This window comes from Streptomyces sp. NBC_00829, assembly GCF_045161795.1.
In the GTDB taxonomy this organism is placed as follows: Bacteria; Actinomycetota; Actinomycetes; order Streptomycetales; family Streptomycetaceae; genus Streptomyces.
Genome location: NZ_CP108867.1, coordinates 538,087 through 553,127, shown reverse-complemented (window position 1 = coordinate 553,127; position 15,041 = coordinate 538,087). Strand labels below are relative to the sequence as shown.

Genomic DNA, 15,041 nt, shown 5'->3' with positions numbered 1-15,041 from the left:
CCGGGTAGCGGGCTGTCGGCACTGTGTGAGTGCCGTCCGGCCGCGGATTCGGGAGCCGACCGGCAATGGCTCATTCCGCAGCGGCGCCGGAGTACGGCGGGGCCCGTCTGAACGGCCGCTCGCACTGCGTGCCCTGCGACGACATCGACGACCTCGACGACCAGTCCTTGGTCCAGAATCCTGAACAGTTCCAGCCCGCCGGCGGATCTGACGCTCGCGATCGGCTGGTGACGTGACATCCGTCCTGCCCCATGACGAAGGGCCCGACCGGCGGCGAATTCGACGGGCCCTTACGGGCGTACTCCGGGCGAAGGCGAGGGCGCGGTCTCAGACAGCCGGCGAGCGAAGCGGCAGCGTCGCCCAGACGGTCTTGCCTTGTGGAGGTGTGAGCGACCACGACCAGCTCTCGCACAGCGAGCTGATGAGCGTGAGACCGCGGCCGCCCGTCGCGCGGCCGTCCGCCTGGCGCGGACATGGCGGGGCCGAACTCGGATCGGTGACCGCGCAGACGAGGTCACCGGGGTGAAGGAAGAGGCCCAGCCAGACGGGATAGTCCCCGTTGTCGGTCGATGCCGGGTCCAGGGCGTGCCGGATGGCGTTGGTGACCAGTTCGCTGACGACCAGTGAGGCGTCCGGGGCGAGGTGCTGCACTCCCCATCCGTAGAGGGTGGAGGCGACGAAGCCGCGCGCCTGGGCGGCGTTTTGGCGGTCACCGTCCAGGCCGCAGGCGGCGAATCCGGAGCGCCGGAAGTCCTGGTCCGGTCGGCGCTGCGGCTCGCCGGAGTGCGGCAGTCCGGGCTGTGACGGCGCGTCAGGCCCGGTAGTGCAGAGCCGGCTTGAGCGCCTGGTGCTCGTGCTCGGTGAGACTGACACGTGAGTCGTCACTGTTCATGTCCCCCTGGGGGCTTCGACTTTGACGCTGCGGCGGCTGCCGTGGACCGAGTATGGTCGAGCGCCTCCCGTGAATGCAATTGCATGTGGGATTGCATGTGGGATTGCAGCCATCGGGAGGATGGGAACGAACGTGCGAAAGAAAAGGGGCTGTTGCAGTGGAATGGTTCTTCAACGGCATGCCGGCGAGTGAGCTGAGTTCGGTGACGTGGACCAAGAGCAGTCACAGCAACGCGACGGGGAACTGCGTGGAGATGGCGAAGCTGCCTGATGGGTGCGTGGCGATCCGCAACTCCCGTCATCCTCAGGGGCCCGTGTTGATCTATACGCGAGATGAGGTTGTGGCGTTCGTGGCGGGTGCGCGAGGCGGCGACTTCGACGTTCTCGTCGGCTGAAATCGGGTGCAGGCAGGCCGAGTTCTGGATCGGAGAGGGGCAGTGGTGGATACTGGCACTTTCCCAGCGTCCGCAGGAGCGCCCGATGGCTGCAGTCGACCCGCACGCGTCGCTGTTCGTGCGACCACTGGGTTCGGTCGAGAAGAATCCGACGGCGCTGAAGCTGATCCTTGGTGGCAAGCTGCGTGAGCTGCGCCTCGCCGCCGGACTGGATCCTTCAGGCGTCGACAGCCAGCTCGGCTTCTCCCAGTCGAAAACCAGTCGGATCGAGCTGGGCCGCCACGGCTGCAAGCGGGCCGACGCCCTGGCCCTTCTCCGGTTCTACGGCGTGGACGGCGAGGAGCGCGTCGACGAGTTTCTCCGGCTCGTGGACCAGTCTCGCCGTCCCGACTGGTGGCGCTCGTTCAGTGACGTCCTGTCCGACTTCTTCGCCCCACTGGTCGCCCTGGAGGGCGCGGCGGAACGGATCCGCACATACGAGCCGTACTACGTGCCGGGACTGTTGCAGACGCCCGCGTACACCCGTGCCGTGGTCCAGGCCGGCCCCGGCCGTCTCCTCGCACACGATGTGATGCGCCGGGTCGAACTACGTCAGGAGCGGCAGCGTCAACTCGACCAGCCGGACGCTCCGTGGCTGTGGGCGGTGATCGACGAGTCCGTCCTGCTGCGGGCGGTCGGGGGCCGGGATGTGATGCGGGCCCAGCTCGAACATCTCGTGAAGATGATGGAACGCCCTCGGGTCACGCTCCAGATCGCGCCGCTCGATGTGACGGCCGCGGTCGGAGTCGGGACCGGCGTGACCTATCTGCGCTTCGCGGTGAGCGACCTCAAGGACGCCGTCTACATCGAGCATCTCACCGACTCGACGTTCAGTCAGAAACCGCAGGTCGTCGAGGAGTACCGGGACATGCTGGACCGGCTCGGAGCCTGTGCGCTCACGCCGGCCGAGTCACTGGCGATGCTGCGCGAGCGCATCTTCACCCTCTGACCCGGACCTCGGAATCGAACCCGCTGACCCGAGAACCTGGACCCGAGAACCTGGACCCGAGATCCTGGACCCGAGGTCTTGGACAGGTCTTGGACCGCCCCCGGACTGATCTCCACCTCCGGACTGATCTGCACCTCCGGGCGGAACGCCGACGGCCCGGGTGCCACCCGCCTGCTGGCGGGTGGCCGGGGCCCGCCGGGCGCCGAGGGGCGAGGCTCGGCGGACTACCCGAGCCGGGCGACGCCGCCCCACTCGATCCATTCGTCGGTCAACTGTGCCGGAGCCAGGTCGTTGTCCGGCCGCCAGGTGGACACCTCCACCAGGCCCGGTTCGAGGATCCGCAGACCTTTGAAGTACTCGGTGACTTCGTGCTCCTCGCGCACTCGGCCCCAATTGCCGCCCGTGGCCTCGGCCATGAAGTCCGTCACGAACTGCCGGATCTCCGGCCGGTCGCTGACGAGTTGGCACACGACGAGGAAACTTCCGGGCGCCAGGCGCTCCGCCACGCGCCGGACGAGACCGGCCGGGTCGCTCTCGTCCGGGATGCAATGCATGACCGAGACGAAGAGCGCGGCGACGGGTTGACTGAAATCAATCAGCCCCGTCGTCTCGGCGTGGCCGAAAATGCCGTCGGTGTCGCGCATGTCTGCCTGGATGACCGCCGTGCGGTCGTTTTCGTCGAGCAGGGCCCGCCCGTGCGCGAGCACGATGGGATCGCTGTCGACATAGACCACCCGCGAGGTGGGGTCAATGGCTTGCGCGACCTGATGGACGTTGTCCTGGGTGGGAAGACCGGAGCCGTGGTCGATGAACTGACGCACGCCGTACTCGGAGGCCAGCATGCGCACCACTCGCTGCAGGAAGCGGCGGTTGTTGACCGCCAGCACCTTGGTGCTGGGCACCTGCTTCAGCAGCTGTTCGCATGCGTCGCGGTCCGACTGGTAGTTGTCGTTGCCTCCCAGAAAGTAGTCGTACATTCGCGCCACGCTGGGCACCGTCGTGTCGATGGCGTCTGGGCGCCACGACTCCCCTCGCATCCAGCACTCACCCGCGTCGGTAGAAAGAAATGGTAAGACGACCATGTTAGGGAGAGCGTCTGCGCGCGGCATAGACAAGGGAAAAGTGAACAGATGCGCAGGGTGTCTTTCAGCCACGCCCGCGCCCTTCACGACCATCCCTCCGCCGGACTGTGGGGAGATAGCCGCACTCGGACAAAAGATGCGTGCCGGTCGAGCACTTGTCACACTTGAAGGCGAAGGCGTGCCGTCGTACGTGGTGTGACCACCGGGCATCCGCCCTCCTGCGCATATCCGGCATCAACCGGAAGGCGGCGCTCATGACCGCCGAGCCCTTCTTCGTCATGCGGGTCGAGGACCTGCTTCTGCTTCGGGTCGACGTCATCAATCTCGTACGCGACGGAACCCGTCTCGTGCGCGAAGTCCCCGGAGGAGACGCGCTGTTGCTGTTCACCGCCCCGGCCCAGCACATCAGCGAGACCGTGGTCAGGCCGGGGGACGGCTTCCCCGAGACCGTACCCACGTTCGTCTCGGGCGAGAGCACCCTGGTGTTCAGGCTGCCGGACGGCGAGGATTCCATCGCGCTCTCCACCGATGCGCTGCTGGACTGGAATCACCTGCAGTCCACGCCCGTACCCGACGACATGCCAGATCCTTCCACCGTCAACATCTTCGGCGGCATGCCCCGCACATGCATCGAGTTCCCCACCCGCGTGCGGCTCGGGCATGAAGGAATCGTCGAGTGGTCGACGCCGAGCGAGCTGGTGAACATCGACGGCCGGTCCGAGCTGTTCCATGCCGAGCTGCGAGGAGAGAACGGCGGGGACGCCCTGCTGCGCGCCTTCGCCACGGCACGGGACCGGCCGCCGCGCAGCAACCTGCCCCTCAACGACGACAATCTCGAAGATCTCGTGTCCTTCACCCACGACGTGGACCTGGTCGCCCCGAACGGTCTCCCGGTCCGCAAGCCCCTGCGCGCCGAACGGTTCGTCATCACGCCGCTGGGGGCGTCCGTACGGATGGGCGGAGCCTGGGAATCGGTGCTTGGGACCAGTCTCGCGGCCTATCACCATATGGCCGAGCTCGGCCGTGACCAGATGGTGCAAGTGACGCAGCGCGGCTATCTGAGCACCGGACATCGCGCGCTTCTCGTACGCACCAGCGAGCGCAAGTTCAGCGATCCCGGGGACGGTACCTCCGTCGCCTATCTGCGGCAGGAGACGCGCATCAGCGTCAGTGAGTCCGAGGTCTCCTACGGCCAATCCGCCGGATACGTCCACGAAGGACGGGAGATGCCCTTCCGGACCCTGCGCATCACCGACACCACCACGCCCCCGATCGTCGAGGCCGGCGGGCTGTTCTGGGTGACTGTGGAAGAGACCGGCCAGCCGTACCGGTTCACCCTCGTCGGCACCGACAGCGAGGGGAGGGCCGTCAGTTTCACCCTGCCCCTGGTGTTCGTCGACGGCACTGTCGCCGGAGACACGGAGTCCGTCGCCGCCCTGTACAACAACCCTGAGTTCGAGGACCGCAGAAGGGTCCAGCTGAACGGACAGATCACGGCCCTTGCCCCGCCTCCGGGCGACAGGCCCGGAACCACCGCGATGCCCGTGGCCTCCCTCATGCTGTCCATGACCGGCGCGTCCGGACATCCGCTGGGCGTACTTCCCGCCATGGAGGCGGCGCAGGTGCGCGTCCCCGCGGTCGAGCAGCTCACCGGACTCGCCACCGAGAGCGCAGTCACTCTCCACAACGACTACCTGCGGCTCGGCATGGACGGACAGGCCACCGGAGCCTTCCTCTCGCTCGCCGAAGAGGTCCCGGTGTCCTTCGGCGCCGGCAAAGGCGGCGGCATCGCGCGACCGGACTCGGCGGTTCAGGCGATCACGGCGGCCGCGGGTCTGCTCCCGGCGGATTTCGCCGATGCCCAGGCAGCGGTTCAGGGACTGGGCACGGACCAGCTCCAGAGCATCTTCGGCCAGGCCAAACTCCTCGGTGTGATCGACCTGTTCACCCTGCTCGACGATGTCGCCGGCGCCTCGATCCAGGAACTGAGCCGGCTGGGCGAGGACGAGATCCGGCGCAGGATGACGGGGCTGTCCGAGGAACTGCTGCCCGTACCGATCATGCGGGCCCGCGAGCTGGCGGAAGGCCGGGAGGTCCGCTACCTCTGGAAGCCCAGGCTCAAGCAGTCCACCCTTCCGCTCGATCCGACGGGCTTCGCCAGCATCGACCTGACCGGTGCCTCACTGATCATGGAGGCCAGCACCGTCTGCTCGCCGCAGGCACTCGAACAGTCGATGGTGCGAGGCGAACTGAACGGCTTCGCACTGGACTTCGCGGGCATCGTGCGCGTGCGATTCGGACGGCTCGCCTTCACCGCCCGGCCGGGCTGCCGGCCCGATCTCACGGCCGAGGGACTGGACGTCGAGCTCAAGGACGCCCTGGAATTCGTCAATGCCCTCAAGGACCTGCTGCCGACCGACGGCTTCGGCAAGGGCGCCTTCGTGGACGTGAAGCCGACGGGGATCACCGCCGGCTACACGCTCGCAGTCCCGGCCGTGACCCTCGGTGTCTTCGCCCTCAGCAACGTCACCCTGACCGCCGCGCTGACGATCCCCTTCGACGACCGCCCGGCCTCCTTCCGTTTCTCGATCTCCGAGCGGCACCACCCGTTCAACCTGAGCGTCTCGATCTTCGGGGGTGGCGGTTTCTTCTCGATGGTCGTCAGCACCCGAGGCGTGCAACTGGTCGAAGGATCACTGGAGTTCGGCGGCAACGCCTCCCTGGACCTCGGTGTCGCCAGCGGCGGAGTCCATCTGATGGGCGGGATCTACTTCAAGCTCGCCGAGGGCTCGGTCACCCTCACCGGCTATCTGCGCTGCGGCGGCTACCTCTCCGTCCTGGGACTGATCACCGTCTCCGTGGAGTTCTATCTGGCCCTCACGTACGTCAAGACAAACGGCACTTCGGAGGTGTTCGGCGAAGGGAGCCTCTGCGTCAGCGTGCGGGTGGCGTTCTTCAGTAAGTCCGTAACCCTCCGCCTTCAGCGCCGCTTCGGCGGCTCACCTGCGGACCCCGGCTTCGCCGACTGCGTCGAACCGGCCGACTGGGACGAGTACTGCCTGGCCTTCGCCGAGTAGGGCGGCCGGGCGGGAACGAACGAAAGGACGGGACCCGGCCGTGACCATCGATCAGCGCATTCAATGGGTCCTGCTGCCCGCAGGTCTGTCGGCCGACGGCACCCTGGCCAGGATCTCCGTCTTCGTGGCACCCCGACTGGGCGCCGACACCGAGGTCACACTGGCCGACTTTCCCGACTTCCTCGACTGGCCCGCACGGCTTGCCACCGCTCTGTTCCTGCTCACCCCCACCGACGCGGAAGGCGCTCCCTCCGACGCCGAGATCGGGCCGCTCACCCTCTCGGGCACACCCGCCGACCCGGCGCTGTGGCAGCGGCTGTTCCCATCCGACACCCCCGTGGTTCCCTACGAATTCGACGACTTCAGAAGCCCGGTCAAGGTGTCCTACCCGGCCAAGGGACTTGCGGACACGACGCGTGCGGCCTTCGCCGGTGCCGCGGCGGACTCACCGGACAAAATCCCGACGGCCAGCGGCATGAGCGAGTTCGCCGGATTCGCCGCGGCCGAGGACCTCCCGACCCAGCTGCAGGGCATCGCAGCCACCCTGGCAGAGGCCGACCAGCTCGCGATCGACAACCCCGACGGGCCGGCGATGCCCGAACTCAGCCCGCAGGACGCCTTCCTCGCCTTCCACCAGCAGGAGCGTCAGCTGCCCGAGTTCGCCGCACCTCGCGGGGAGGGAACAGCAGAGCCCGTGCCCCGGCCGGAGCCGCCGCAGATCGACTTCCACCAGATGCTGTCCGCGCTGGGCGACCACCCCACGCTGCTGCGGCGGCTCGGCCTCGTCATAGACCTCACCCTGCCCGTCGACCGGCTGACGCCGACCCGAGGAGAACGGGGTCTGGCGGTGTCCCCCCGTTTCCTGTCCCTGGTGCCCGACGCCGCCTCCCAGGACCTGACGCCCGCCACCCTCTACGCCCTGGTCCTCGGCGAGGACTTCTGCGCCGCCGCTTCGGGCGGAGACCCCTTGGGCCCGCCCGCCCGCGGCCTGCTGGCGCTGCCCGAATCCGAGTACACCATCGAGCAGGCCGACATCGACGGGGTGAACCTGAAGCTCCTCGCCGCCTCCGCCGCGAGCTCGGTCCCGACCGAGGTCTCGCCCGACGGAGAGACCCCCGAGCATTCGGCACCGCCGAGCCTTCGGACGGCCGGGCTCGCGGTCGTACGCGGCGGGCGGGCGCAGGCGCTCCAGGACGACTTCCGGCGCGCCGCGGCCCAGCAGGACGTACTCGCGAGCGACACCTCCCTCGTCCTCACGGCGGAGGACCTGGTGCGCGGCCACCGGATCGATGTCTTCGACGAAGGCCGGCAGCGATGGTTCTCGCTGCACCAACGCGTCGTCAGCTACAACCCGCCCGGCTCCGACGCCGACGCCCCCGAGCCGGTCGCCACAGCGACGGACGAGGGCTTCTTCCAGGTCAGCCTCGTGCTGCCCGAAGGGCCCGTGCAGCGCATCCACGTCCACGAGCATGTGGTGTGCTGGGACGGCTGGGCGCTGTCGGCGCCCCGCCCCGGCCTGGTGCTCGTCGACGAGGGACCGGCGCAGGAAGGCGCCACGCGTGAAGGGCCCGGGCCACGGCGCATCACCAACCGGGCCGCCACCGCGCTCCCGCTGGAGATCGAGGCCACGGCACGACCGGGGACGCTGCCACGGCTGCGCTTCGGCCGCTCGTACCGCCTGAGGATCCGTACGGTCGACCTGGCAGGCAACGGCCCCACCCTGGACGAGGCGGAGCGGCTCATGGACCAGGACGTCCTGGTCCTTCCCCCGTCCGGAGGCGAGGTCTTCCGCCGGTACGAGGCCGTGCCCGCGCCGGTGCTCGTGCCCAGAGGGCCGTTCACGGAGGGCGATTCGGCACACCGCATGGTGATCCGCAGCACGGCAGAGCTGTCGCCGCAGCAGTACGCCGATGACTTCAACGCCTCGGCGACCGTGACCGACGGGACGCATCCGCCGTACCGGCCGGTCGACGAGCGGCATGTGGTCGCCCCCAAGATCTCGCTTGAGGCGGTCGAGCGGCACGGTCTGCTCGACACGGCGATCGGCTCCTCGGACCCGGGCACCCGGCGGGCGGTGTACGACCTGGCCGTGCGCGAGAACCGTGAGCTGGACGATCCGGCGATGGACGGGGTCACCTTCGTCGACCTCCCCTCCCCGCCGGGCAGTCCGCCGCAGCGCTATGTCCTGCACACCGGGGAACAGATCGAGCTGCCGTACCTTCCCGATCCACTGTCGCTGGGCGTGGTCTTCCGGGACCTGCCCGGACTGCCCGACGGACAGCCCTTCGAAGTCCCCTGGAGCGGCGCGGACTGGCACACGCCGAAATCCCTGCGCCTGCGCCTCATCGAGGGGACCGGCCCTCCCGTACTGGACGCGGTCGCCCGCGTACTGACCGTCGCGCTTCCGAAGGCGGCGGTGAGGAAAGTACGGGTCTGCTCCAAAGCCACCGCCAACGAGAAGATCCTCGGCATGCTCCACTGGTGCCGCGAGGCTCTCGGCGGCGGGGAGCGGTTCGAGAAGGTGATGGGAGCCGCACGGGCCAACCAGCACTGGATGACCACCCCCTGGCACGAGCTGACCCTGGTGCACGCGGTCCAGCGCCCCCTGATCACCCCGTCCCTGACGCTGTTCGACATCACCGGCCGAGGCCTCGGCGACACCGGCGAACACCTCGCGGGCTTCGTCGAGCTGGACGCTCCCAGCACCGAGCGGATCGACCTCCTCGCACACTGGAGCGAGGACATCGACGACCTCACCGAGCAGGGACCCAGGACGCGGGAGGTCAGCGCCCCGGTGTTCCGGCTGCCGCTGGCCCTCGCCCCTCCGCTCACAGATGACATCGACGCGATGAACGTCCCCAGCACGCTCAGCGGCAACCAGCTCTTCTTCAACACCGGCGCCGCCGCCGCGGCGGCACACGACCTGGGAATCGTCCCGCCCACACCGGAGATGCAGGAGTTCGGCGACACCAAGCACCGGCTGGTGGTGTACGAACCCGTGGCCACCACGCCCTTCGGCGACTGCTTCCCGCCCGAATTCGCCGCGGAGCCCGAGCAGGAACTGCTCTCGCGGCGGGGCGATCCGGTGGAACACATCGTCCTCAGCAGCACCAAGCCCGCGGCCCCCGACGTGTCCGACTGCCTGCCGACCCTGGCCTTCGAGACGGCCGGCGATCTGCCGGACACCGTCACCCGGCGCCGCCGCGGAGGCGGGGTGCGCGTCTACCTCGACCGGCCCTGGTTCACCTCGGGCAGCGGCGAACTCCTCGCCGTACTCGTCGCCGAGGAAGGCGATGAACCGCCGGTCGGGGCCCATCCGTTCATCACCCTCCTGGGCCGCGACCCCATGCGCCGCTCGGCGCCTGTCACCATCCCCACATCGGCGCACTTCCCCGGAGCCGCCCTGCAGCGTTCCGGACTCGTGCTGCCGGACCAGGAAGCCTTCTTCCCCGGCTTCACTGTCACGGCAGTGGGCTTCGAGCCTCAGTTCGACAGCCGCAGCGGCCGGTGGGTCTGCGACCTGGACATCGACACGGGTGAGGCGTACAGCCCCTTCGTACGATTCGCGCTGGCGCGCTTTCAGCCGCACTCGCTGGAGGGTGAGCATCTATCCCCGATCGTGCACACGCCCATGCTGAGGACGCTGCCCGAACGGGTGCTGACCGTCGAAGGCACCGACCCGCTCACGGTTCGGCTCTCCGGGCCGAACTACATCACCGACCCCGGAAGCGGCCTCATCGCGCAGGTGTCCGTCTTCCTGATGGTCAGGGACCCGGACATCGAGGACGAAGCCGTCGCCTGGACGACCCTGCAGGACACCGAGACCGGGCTCGACACGGAGGACTCGTTCAGCGCCGTCCAGACCTTCTCCGGTGAGTTCCCGCTTCCTTCGCCCCTGCCGCAGGGGCAACTGCGGCTTCTGGTGACCGAGACCGCCGTCTCCGGGTCGGACTTCGCGGAGAGTGAGCTGTTCGGTCCCCTCGGGACTCAGACGGTCTACGCGGACATCGTTCCCCTGCCGTAGGCCCTGTCGGCAGGTCCCGCCGCCAACACCCGGTGCCTGCCGGGCATACGCCTCGGCGCGTCGAGGTCGCGCCGGCTCAGAGTTCCTTGCGCATACAGGCGCGCGGCCACCTGTCCAGACCGTGTGCGGCCTCCGCGGCCCGGATCTCCCTGAGTTCGGGCGTCAGCTCGGCGTCGGGCAGCAGCCGGAAGCCGAGCCTCTCGTAGTACGGCCCGTTCCACACCACCTCGGTGAACGTGGTGAGGGTCAGTGCCGTCGCCCCCTGCGCCCTGGCCCAGGCCTCGGCCTGCTCGATGAGGGCTTGGCCGATCCTCTTCCGGGCGTGGCCGGGGTGCACGGACACTTGCTCGACATGTCCGCTGCCGTCCACCAGCTCCGCGATCAGATAGGCGACGGGGAGGTCGTCGTCGTCGGCCCACACCCAGGCGCGGCCGTCCTGTTCGTACTCGCCCAGCACCTTCAGGGACGGCGGTTCGTCCTCCGCGATCGCGGCCATGCCGATGTCGGCGAAGGCCTTCCCCGCGGCGCGCTCGATGTCCTGAAGCTGTGTCAGCTCTCTCGCTCTGGCTGACCGGATCACGGCTCTCCGTAAGTTGTTAGGCGGCCCGGGAGGGCGCGCCGACGGGCCCCTGCCTGTGCGCCCTTGGGTATCTGTCGGGGAGCCTTACCGTGTCCCGCCGCCGGTGGCGGGACACAGCGGGGCGGCAATCGGATGCCGATTGCCGCCCCACCGCTGACTCGCCTCACGGGATACCGGACCGGACGGTCCGCCGGTGTAGGTTCCCCATGATCATTGACACTGTTTCCTGCGGAAACGCTGAAATCCGGGCCAGATGAGCAACGCCATTGTCAGCCCGGGCTTCTCAATCTTGGAGTTGAGCACCGCTCCGGAAGTCACCGTGAGTGGTCTGAGGTCCTGCTCGAGCCGGTTGCGACCAGCGTTGCGGGGTTGTCGAAACGATCAAGGAGATCGCGAGCTTCGGTCAGGAATCTCACGCCTGTCGGAGTGGGAGACAGCGGGTTGGTTCGCTCGATCACGCTGAACCCCACGACGCTTTCAATGATCCTGAGCTGCCGGCGGAGGGTGACCTCGGGGACGCTCATTGCCGGTGCGGCAGCCGACAGGCCGGGGTGTCCGGGTATTTGGAGGAGGTTGCGCAGCCACGGCAGGCAGCTCCTCCTATTACTGAGGCGTCGCATTTCTGGCGAGAGCGCAACGCCGAGGTGGGCGAAGGGGTTCGAACCGAGTCCGTTGGAACGTCGTGGGATGTCCCAAATCCGAAGGAAGCGCGACACGGTGTCTTGATGGAGGCCGAGTTCGTGCGCGATATCAAGGCAGCCGCGTCCTTTCATGGCGTACTCCCCTTCCAGCCACTCTCTGGTAACCATGCCTGGTAGGAGGGGAGGAACTCCGGGCGCCGAGCTAGGGATCTTGGCCTCGACGAGTGCTCGACGAACGGTGCGAGAGCTGCAAGCCGCGAGCTGCGCGATATCGACGACAGAGAGTCGCTGTTCCTGGTAGAACCGTTGCAGTTGTCGTGGCGAGAGAACATCTTGGCGTGGAATGTTGCGGCCCGGAACGCTGGGACGCGGTGGGGGATCGGGCGCTGTCCCACCGATATCAGCCATTTCAAGGTGCAAGAGGACGTGGTCCTCGCTGATGTTCAGATGTTTCGCGACCTCCGTCAGCGGGTGGCCCGCGATCAGCATCTCGGCGAGTGCGGCGTGGTCGATCTTTTCGGGATCTTCTCCGGTCCACGCACCTTTTTTTTCGAGCCAGGTGGCCGGTGGTTGCCAAATCACGGGTTCTTCGATTTGGTGAGCCTGCAGGTTCTTTACTGCCTGCTGGAAGAGGAATCCTTTGAGCTCTGTGGTGATCTGGTGCGACAGGTTCGTGTTCCAGGTCGGGGTCCGGGATGAGCTGCCGGGGTCTGCTCCGAGGAGAATCTTGAGAAGGTGCCACCGGAGTCTCTTGATCTGCGTCGGTCCGCTCCGAAGGCCGCGACGGCGGCAATACTCATGGAAGGCGTCCAGGTCGAAGCTGACGGTGGCCTCGGAGAAGATGGTCCGCCGACGGTGATAGTCGATGGGAACTGGATTAGCGTCAATAGCGCGAGCCAACTCGACGATGAATGCGGCAAGTTCATCGGGACGGTGCTTCTCGAGTGCTGCATCGAGAGCATTCCTGTTGTCGGATGTGCGGGGATTGCCCAAAAGTTCAGCGGCTCTAGGGTAGTTCCAGAATGTTCCAGGCATAAGGAGGAGAGTCGCGCATGCTCGGCGGAGTCCGGACAACCTGAATAGGGGTTCGGGCAGGCGGGGCAACATCCGGATTGTCCAAGAGGGCCAGAGCATCGCCGGCAGTCGGGCCGCTCGACGTTGTACGTCTTCGTCGGCGAGGGTCGGCCAGGCTGGACCGCTCGTGGTCGTGCCGAAACGCAGGCGCGCAGTCCAGGTCAGTTCGTTGGACACGGCGGTCAGAGCACGAGACATCACGCGGGGTCCGGCTGGAACCCAGTCAACGAGCCAGGATGTCGGATAGGTGTTCTTCCGCCTCGAACGTTGGGCCTCCATCAACCAAGCAAAGACTGCGTCACCGTCATCCCGGCCCTGGTGCACTGCAATCCTGGCGATGGTGGTGCCAACTGCCACACCGTGAGCGTTCACTCCGCTCTCTCGATTCGCTAGTTCTGGCAGATCACCACCGAGTTCCGCGAGGACTTCATGGACAACGGAAGGCGCTGTGGACAGCCTGTCGTTGATCCCTCGCAGTGCCGACCGGCCGAGGACAGCCAGTTCGCGACCACGCAGCAAGGAGTCGTCCAGTGAATCGCCGATTTGCACGAATTTAGAGGTGACGTCTTGCTGGGTATTGAGGACCAATGAGTCTGCAGAGAGGACGGGGGTAGCCGCGTGCGGCAGGAAGAACTTGCAGGGGGCGGCGCCGGCAGTGCCCGTTCCGTAGAGGCAGACTCCCGCAGGAGCGTTCCGCAGGTGCTGTCGCCCATGAACCACGGGCGGTTGCCCGCATTCTGGGCAGCAGTCGAGCAACAGCATTCCGTGCCGGGTGCAGGTAAATGACCACGGCAGTCGCCATGAAATCTGCCAACGTCCAGCACTTTCGTCGAGACAACCGGGGCAGAAGCGGCTGGTATTGCCGGTGTGCCGCCAGTTCGGTGGGCGGCTCAGACGGCGCGTCGGACGGTCGATGTTCACCGCCACTCCGTCCCAGGGTTCGAGCGTCATCGGCGTCAGTTCCTCCGAGGCGAGCCCCGTGCGTTCGGAAAGTACCTGCCGTTCGCGGTCTGTCAGATACCGGACCATGTGATTGGGACGGGCTCTGTGCAGACCAATGAAGCTCAGGAACTGCGGCACGCCCGTCCGTAGGCGGCGGGCGTATGCCGCCAGCCAGCTGTCGAGGGACTCCCCCTCAACCGGGGGCACCCAGAGAGGAATGCGGTCATCCGTCCATTCCGTCATGCCGATTTCCTGCCGCGTGATGCGGGATGGCTGGTCAGCAGGCCGGCCTCGATGGCGGCTTCGAGTTCCTTGCGGGCTTCCTCGGCGGCGACGTCGTTCTTCACCTGGTCCATGAGCTCCTTGTCGAGGCGCTCATGGCCGCTGCGGATGGCGCGGAGGCAGCCGCGGTTGATCAGTGCCATGAGGGAGGCGAAGTGGCCGGTGGAGCGTGCGTAGAGATAGTCGGAAAGGTCCCGGGCGAGCATCCCGGGGTACTTCTCCGCCAGGACGAGCTTCTTCTCGATCGTCTTCAGCAGGACCTGCCACTGCTGACGCCCCTCCTCGTTCTCGATCTGGAAAGGGAGCAACGTCAGTGGAGTGGTGCGGCGTCCGAACTGGGCGAGTTCGTTCTTCTTGCCGGAGAAGCCCTCGCTGAGGATGCCGCGCTGCTGGACTCCGACGCCGACATAGATGAGGGTGACAGGGAAGACGTTTGCCAGGTACTTCAACTGGTTGGACATGCGAACCGAGTTGGTTTTCGCTCCGGCCAGGAAGTGGATGTCGTCGATGATGAAAACGGCGGTTCTCATGGATAACACCGCGTCCACAGCCCGCTCGGCCAGGGTGTCGGCGTCTCCCGTGACCGGCAGTCCGTAGAAGCGGCAGATTGCAGCGTTCAGGCCGCGGATCTGTGTGTTCCCGCTCAGTGCGATATAGATGATGGGGACCCTGCGGTCTCCGCTAGGGGTGGTTTCCCCGCGCAAAGTGATCTGTTCACGGAATAGCTTCCGGCCGTAGGCGCGGACTGCGGTGCTCTTTCCGAGTCCGGGGTAGGCGTCCAGCAGTGCTGCCGGTTTCGTCTTGTCTCCGTCCTGCCGGTTCGAATCGACAATCTCGTCTAGCTCATCGTGTAGTTGGAGGAGTTGCGGGGTGTCAATCGGGCCGATATTGGCATGCCAGACCGCCCGGCTGTCGTTATGCATCAAGAGCGCTCGCGGCGAGAGGCCAGCCAGTTGCGCTCTGGTCTGCTGTTCCGGTCGGATCCGGTCCGGCCCGTTGACCTCCTGAAGCCAGCCCGGAAGCCGGGTGGGACTGTACTGGCGGTCGTCGCCTTCGAACGGCTCG

10 protein-coding genes are annotated in these 15,041 nt (G+C 67.1%); 5 read left to right on the top strand and 5 right to left on the bottom strand.

What is annotated here, in order from left to right; translation table 11 throughout:
* The first annotated feature begins 65 nt into the window (after window positions 1-65).
* A complete protein-coding gene (locus tag OG293_RS02265) occupies window positions 66-236 on the top strand; it encodes a hypothetical protein (protein WP_405997044.1) in 171 nt (56 codons plus the stop codon).
* A gap of 91 nt (window positions 237-327) precedes the next feature.
* Here the strand turns inward: OG293_RS02265 and OG293_RS02260 are convergent, their stop codons facing one another.
* Window positions 328-873, bottom strand: a complete 546-nt coding sequence (locus OG293_RS02260) for an ATP-binding protein (protein ID WP_405997043.1) — start codon at window positions 871-873, stop codon at window positions 328-330.
* Between the two features lie 197 nt (window positions 874-1,070).
* Here OG293_RS02260 and OG293_RS02255 point away from each other — a divergent pair, with 197 nt between their 5' ends.
* Together OG293_RS02255 and OG293_RS02250 are read left to right on the top strand one after the other, a co-directional pair.
* Window positions 1,071-1,286, top strand: coding sequence for a DUF397 domain-containing protein (locus tag OG293_RS02255; protein WP_406003483.1), 216 nt, complete (start codon window positions 1,071-1,073; stop codon window positions 1,284-1,286).
* Window positions 1,287-1,371: 85 nt separating this feature from the next.
* On the top strand, window positions 1,372-2,274 hold the full coding sequence (locus OG293_RS02250; RefSeq protein ID WP_405997042.1) for a helix-turn-helix domain-containing protein: 903 nt from the start codon (window positions 1,372-1,374) through the stop codon (window positions 2,272-2,274).
* A gap of 224 nt (window positions 2,275-2,498) precedes the next feature.
* Here the strand turns inward: OG293_RS02250 and OG293_RS02245 are convergent, their stop codons facing one another.
* Window positions 2,499-3,311 (bottom strand): SAM-dependent methyltransferase, encoded by an 813-nt coding sequence (locus OG293_RS02245; RefSeq protein WP_406003482.1) that lies wholly within the window; start codon window positions 3,309-3,311, stop codon window positions 2,499-2,501.
* 299 nt (window positions 3,312-3,610) lie between these two features.
* Between OG293_RS02245 and OG293_RS02240 the strand changes: the two genes are divergently transcribed.
* Entirely contained in the window at window positions 3,611-6,433 is a 2,823-nt protein-coding gene (locus OG293_RS02240; protein WP_405997041.1) for a hypothetical protein, read from the top strand.
* Between the two features lie 40 nt (window positions 6,434-6,473).
* A complete protein-coding gene (locus OG293_RS02235; RefSeq protein ID WP_405997040.1) occupies window positions 6,474-10,457 on the top strand; it encodes a hypothetical protein in 3,984 nt (1,327 codons plus the stop codon).
* Between the two features lie 76 nt (window positions 10,458-10,533).
* Here OG293_RS02235 and OG293_RS02230 read toward each other — a convergent pair whose 3' ends face one another.
* The 3 genes from OG293_RS02230 to OG293_RS02220 all read right to left on the bottom strand — a co-directional run bounded on the left by OG293_RS02230 (window position 10,534) and on the right by OG293_RS02220 (window position 14,899).
* Window positions 10,534-11,037 (bottom strand): GNAT family N-acetyltransferase, encoded by a 504-nt coding sequence (locus OG293_RS02230; RefSeq protein ID WP_405997039.1) that lies wholly within the window; start codon window positions 11,035-11,037, stop codon window positions 10,534-10,536.
* Between the two features lie 314 nt (window positions 11,038-11,351).
* Window positions 11,352-13,937 (bottom strand): TniQ family protein, encoded by a 2,586-nt coding sequence (locus OG293_RS02225; protein ID WP_405997038.1) that lies wholly within the window; start codon window positions 13,935-13,937, stop codon window positions 11,352-11,354.
* On the bottom strand, window positions 13,934-14,899 hold the full coding sequence (locus OG293_RS02220) for an ATP-binding protein (protein WP_405997037.1): 966 nt from the start codon (window positions 14,897-14,899) through the stop codon (window positions 13,934-13,936). The genes OG293_RS02225 and OG293_RS02220 overlap by 4 nt, the downstream gene beginning before the upstream one ends.
* Window positions 14,900-15,041 lie beyond the last annotated feature (142 nt).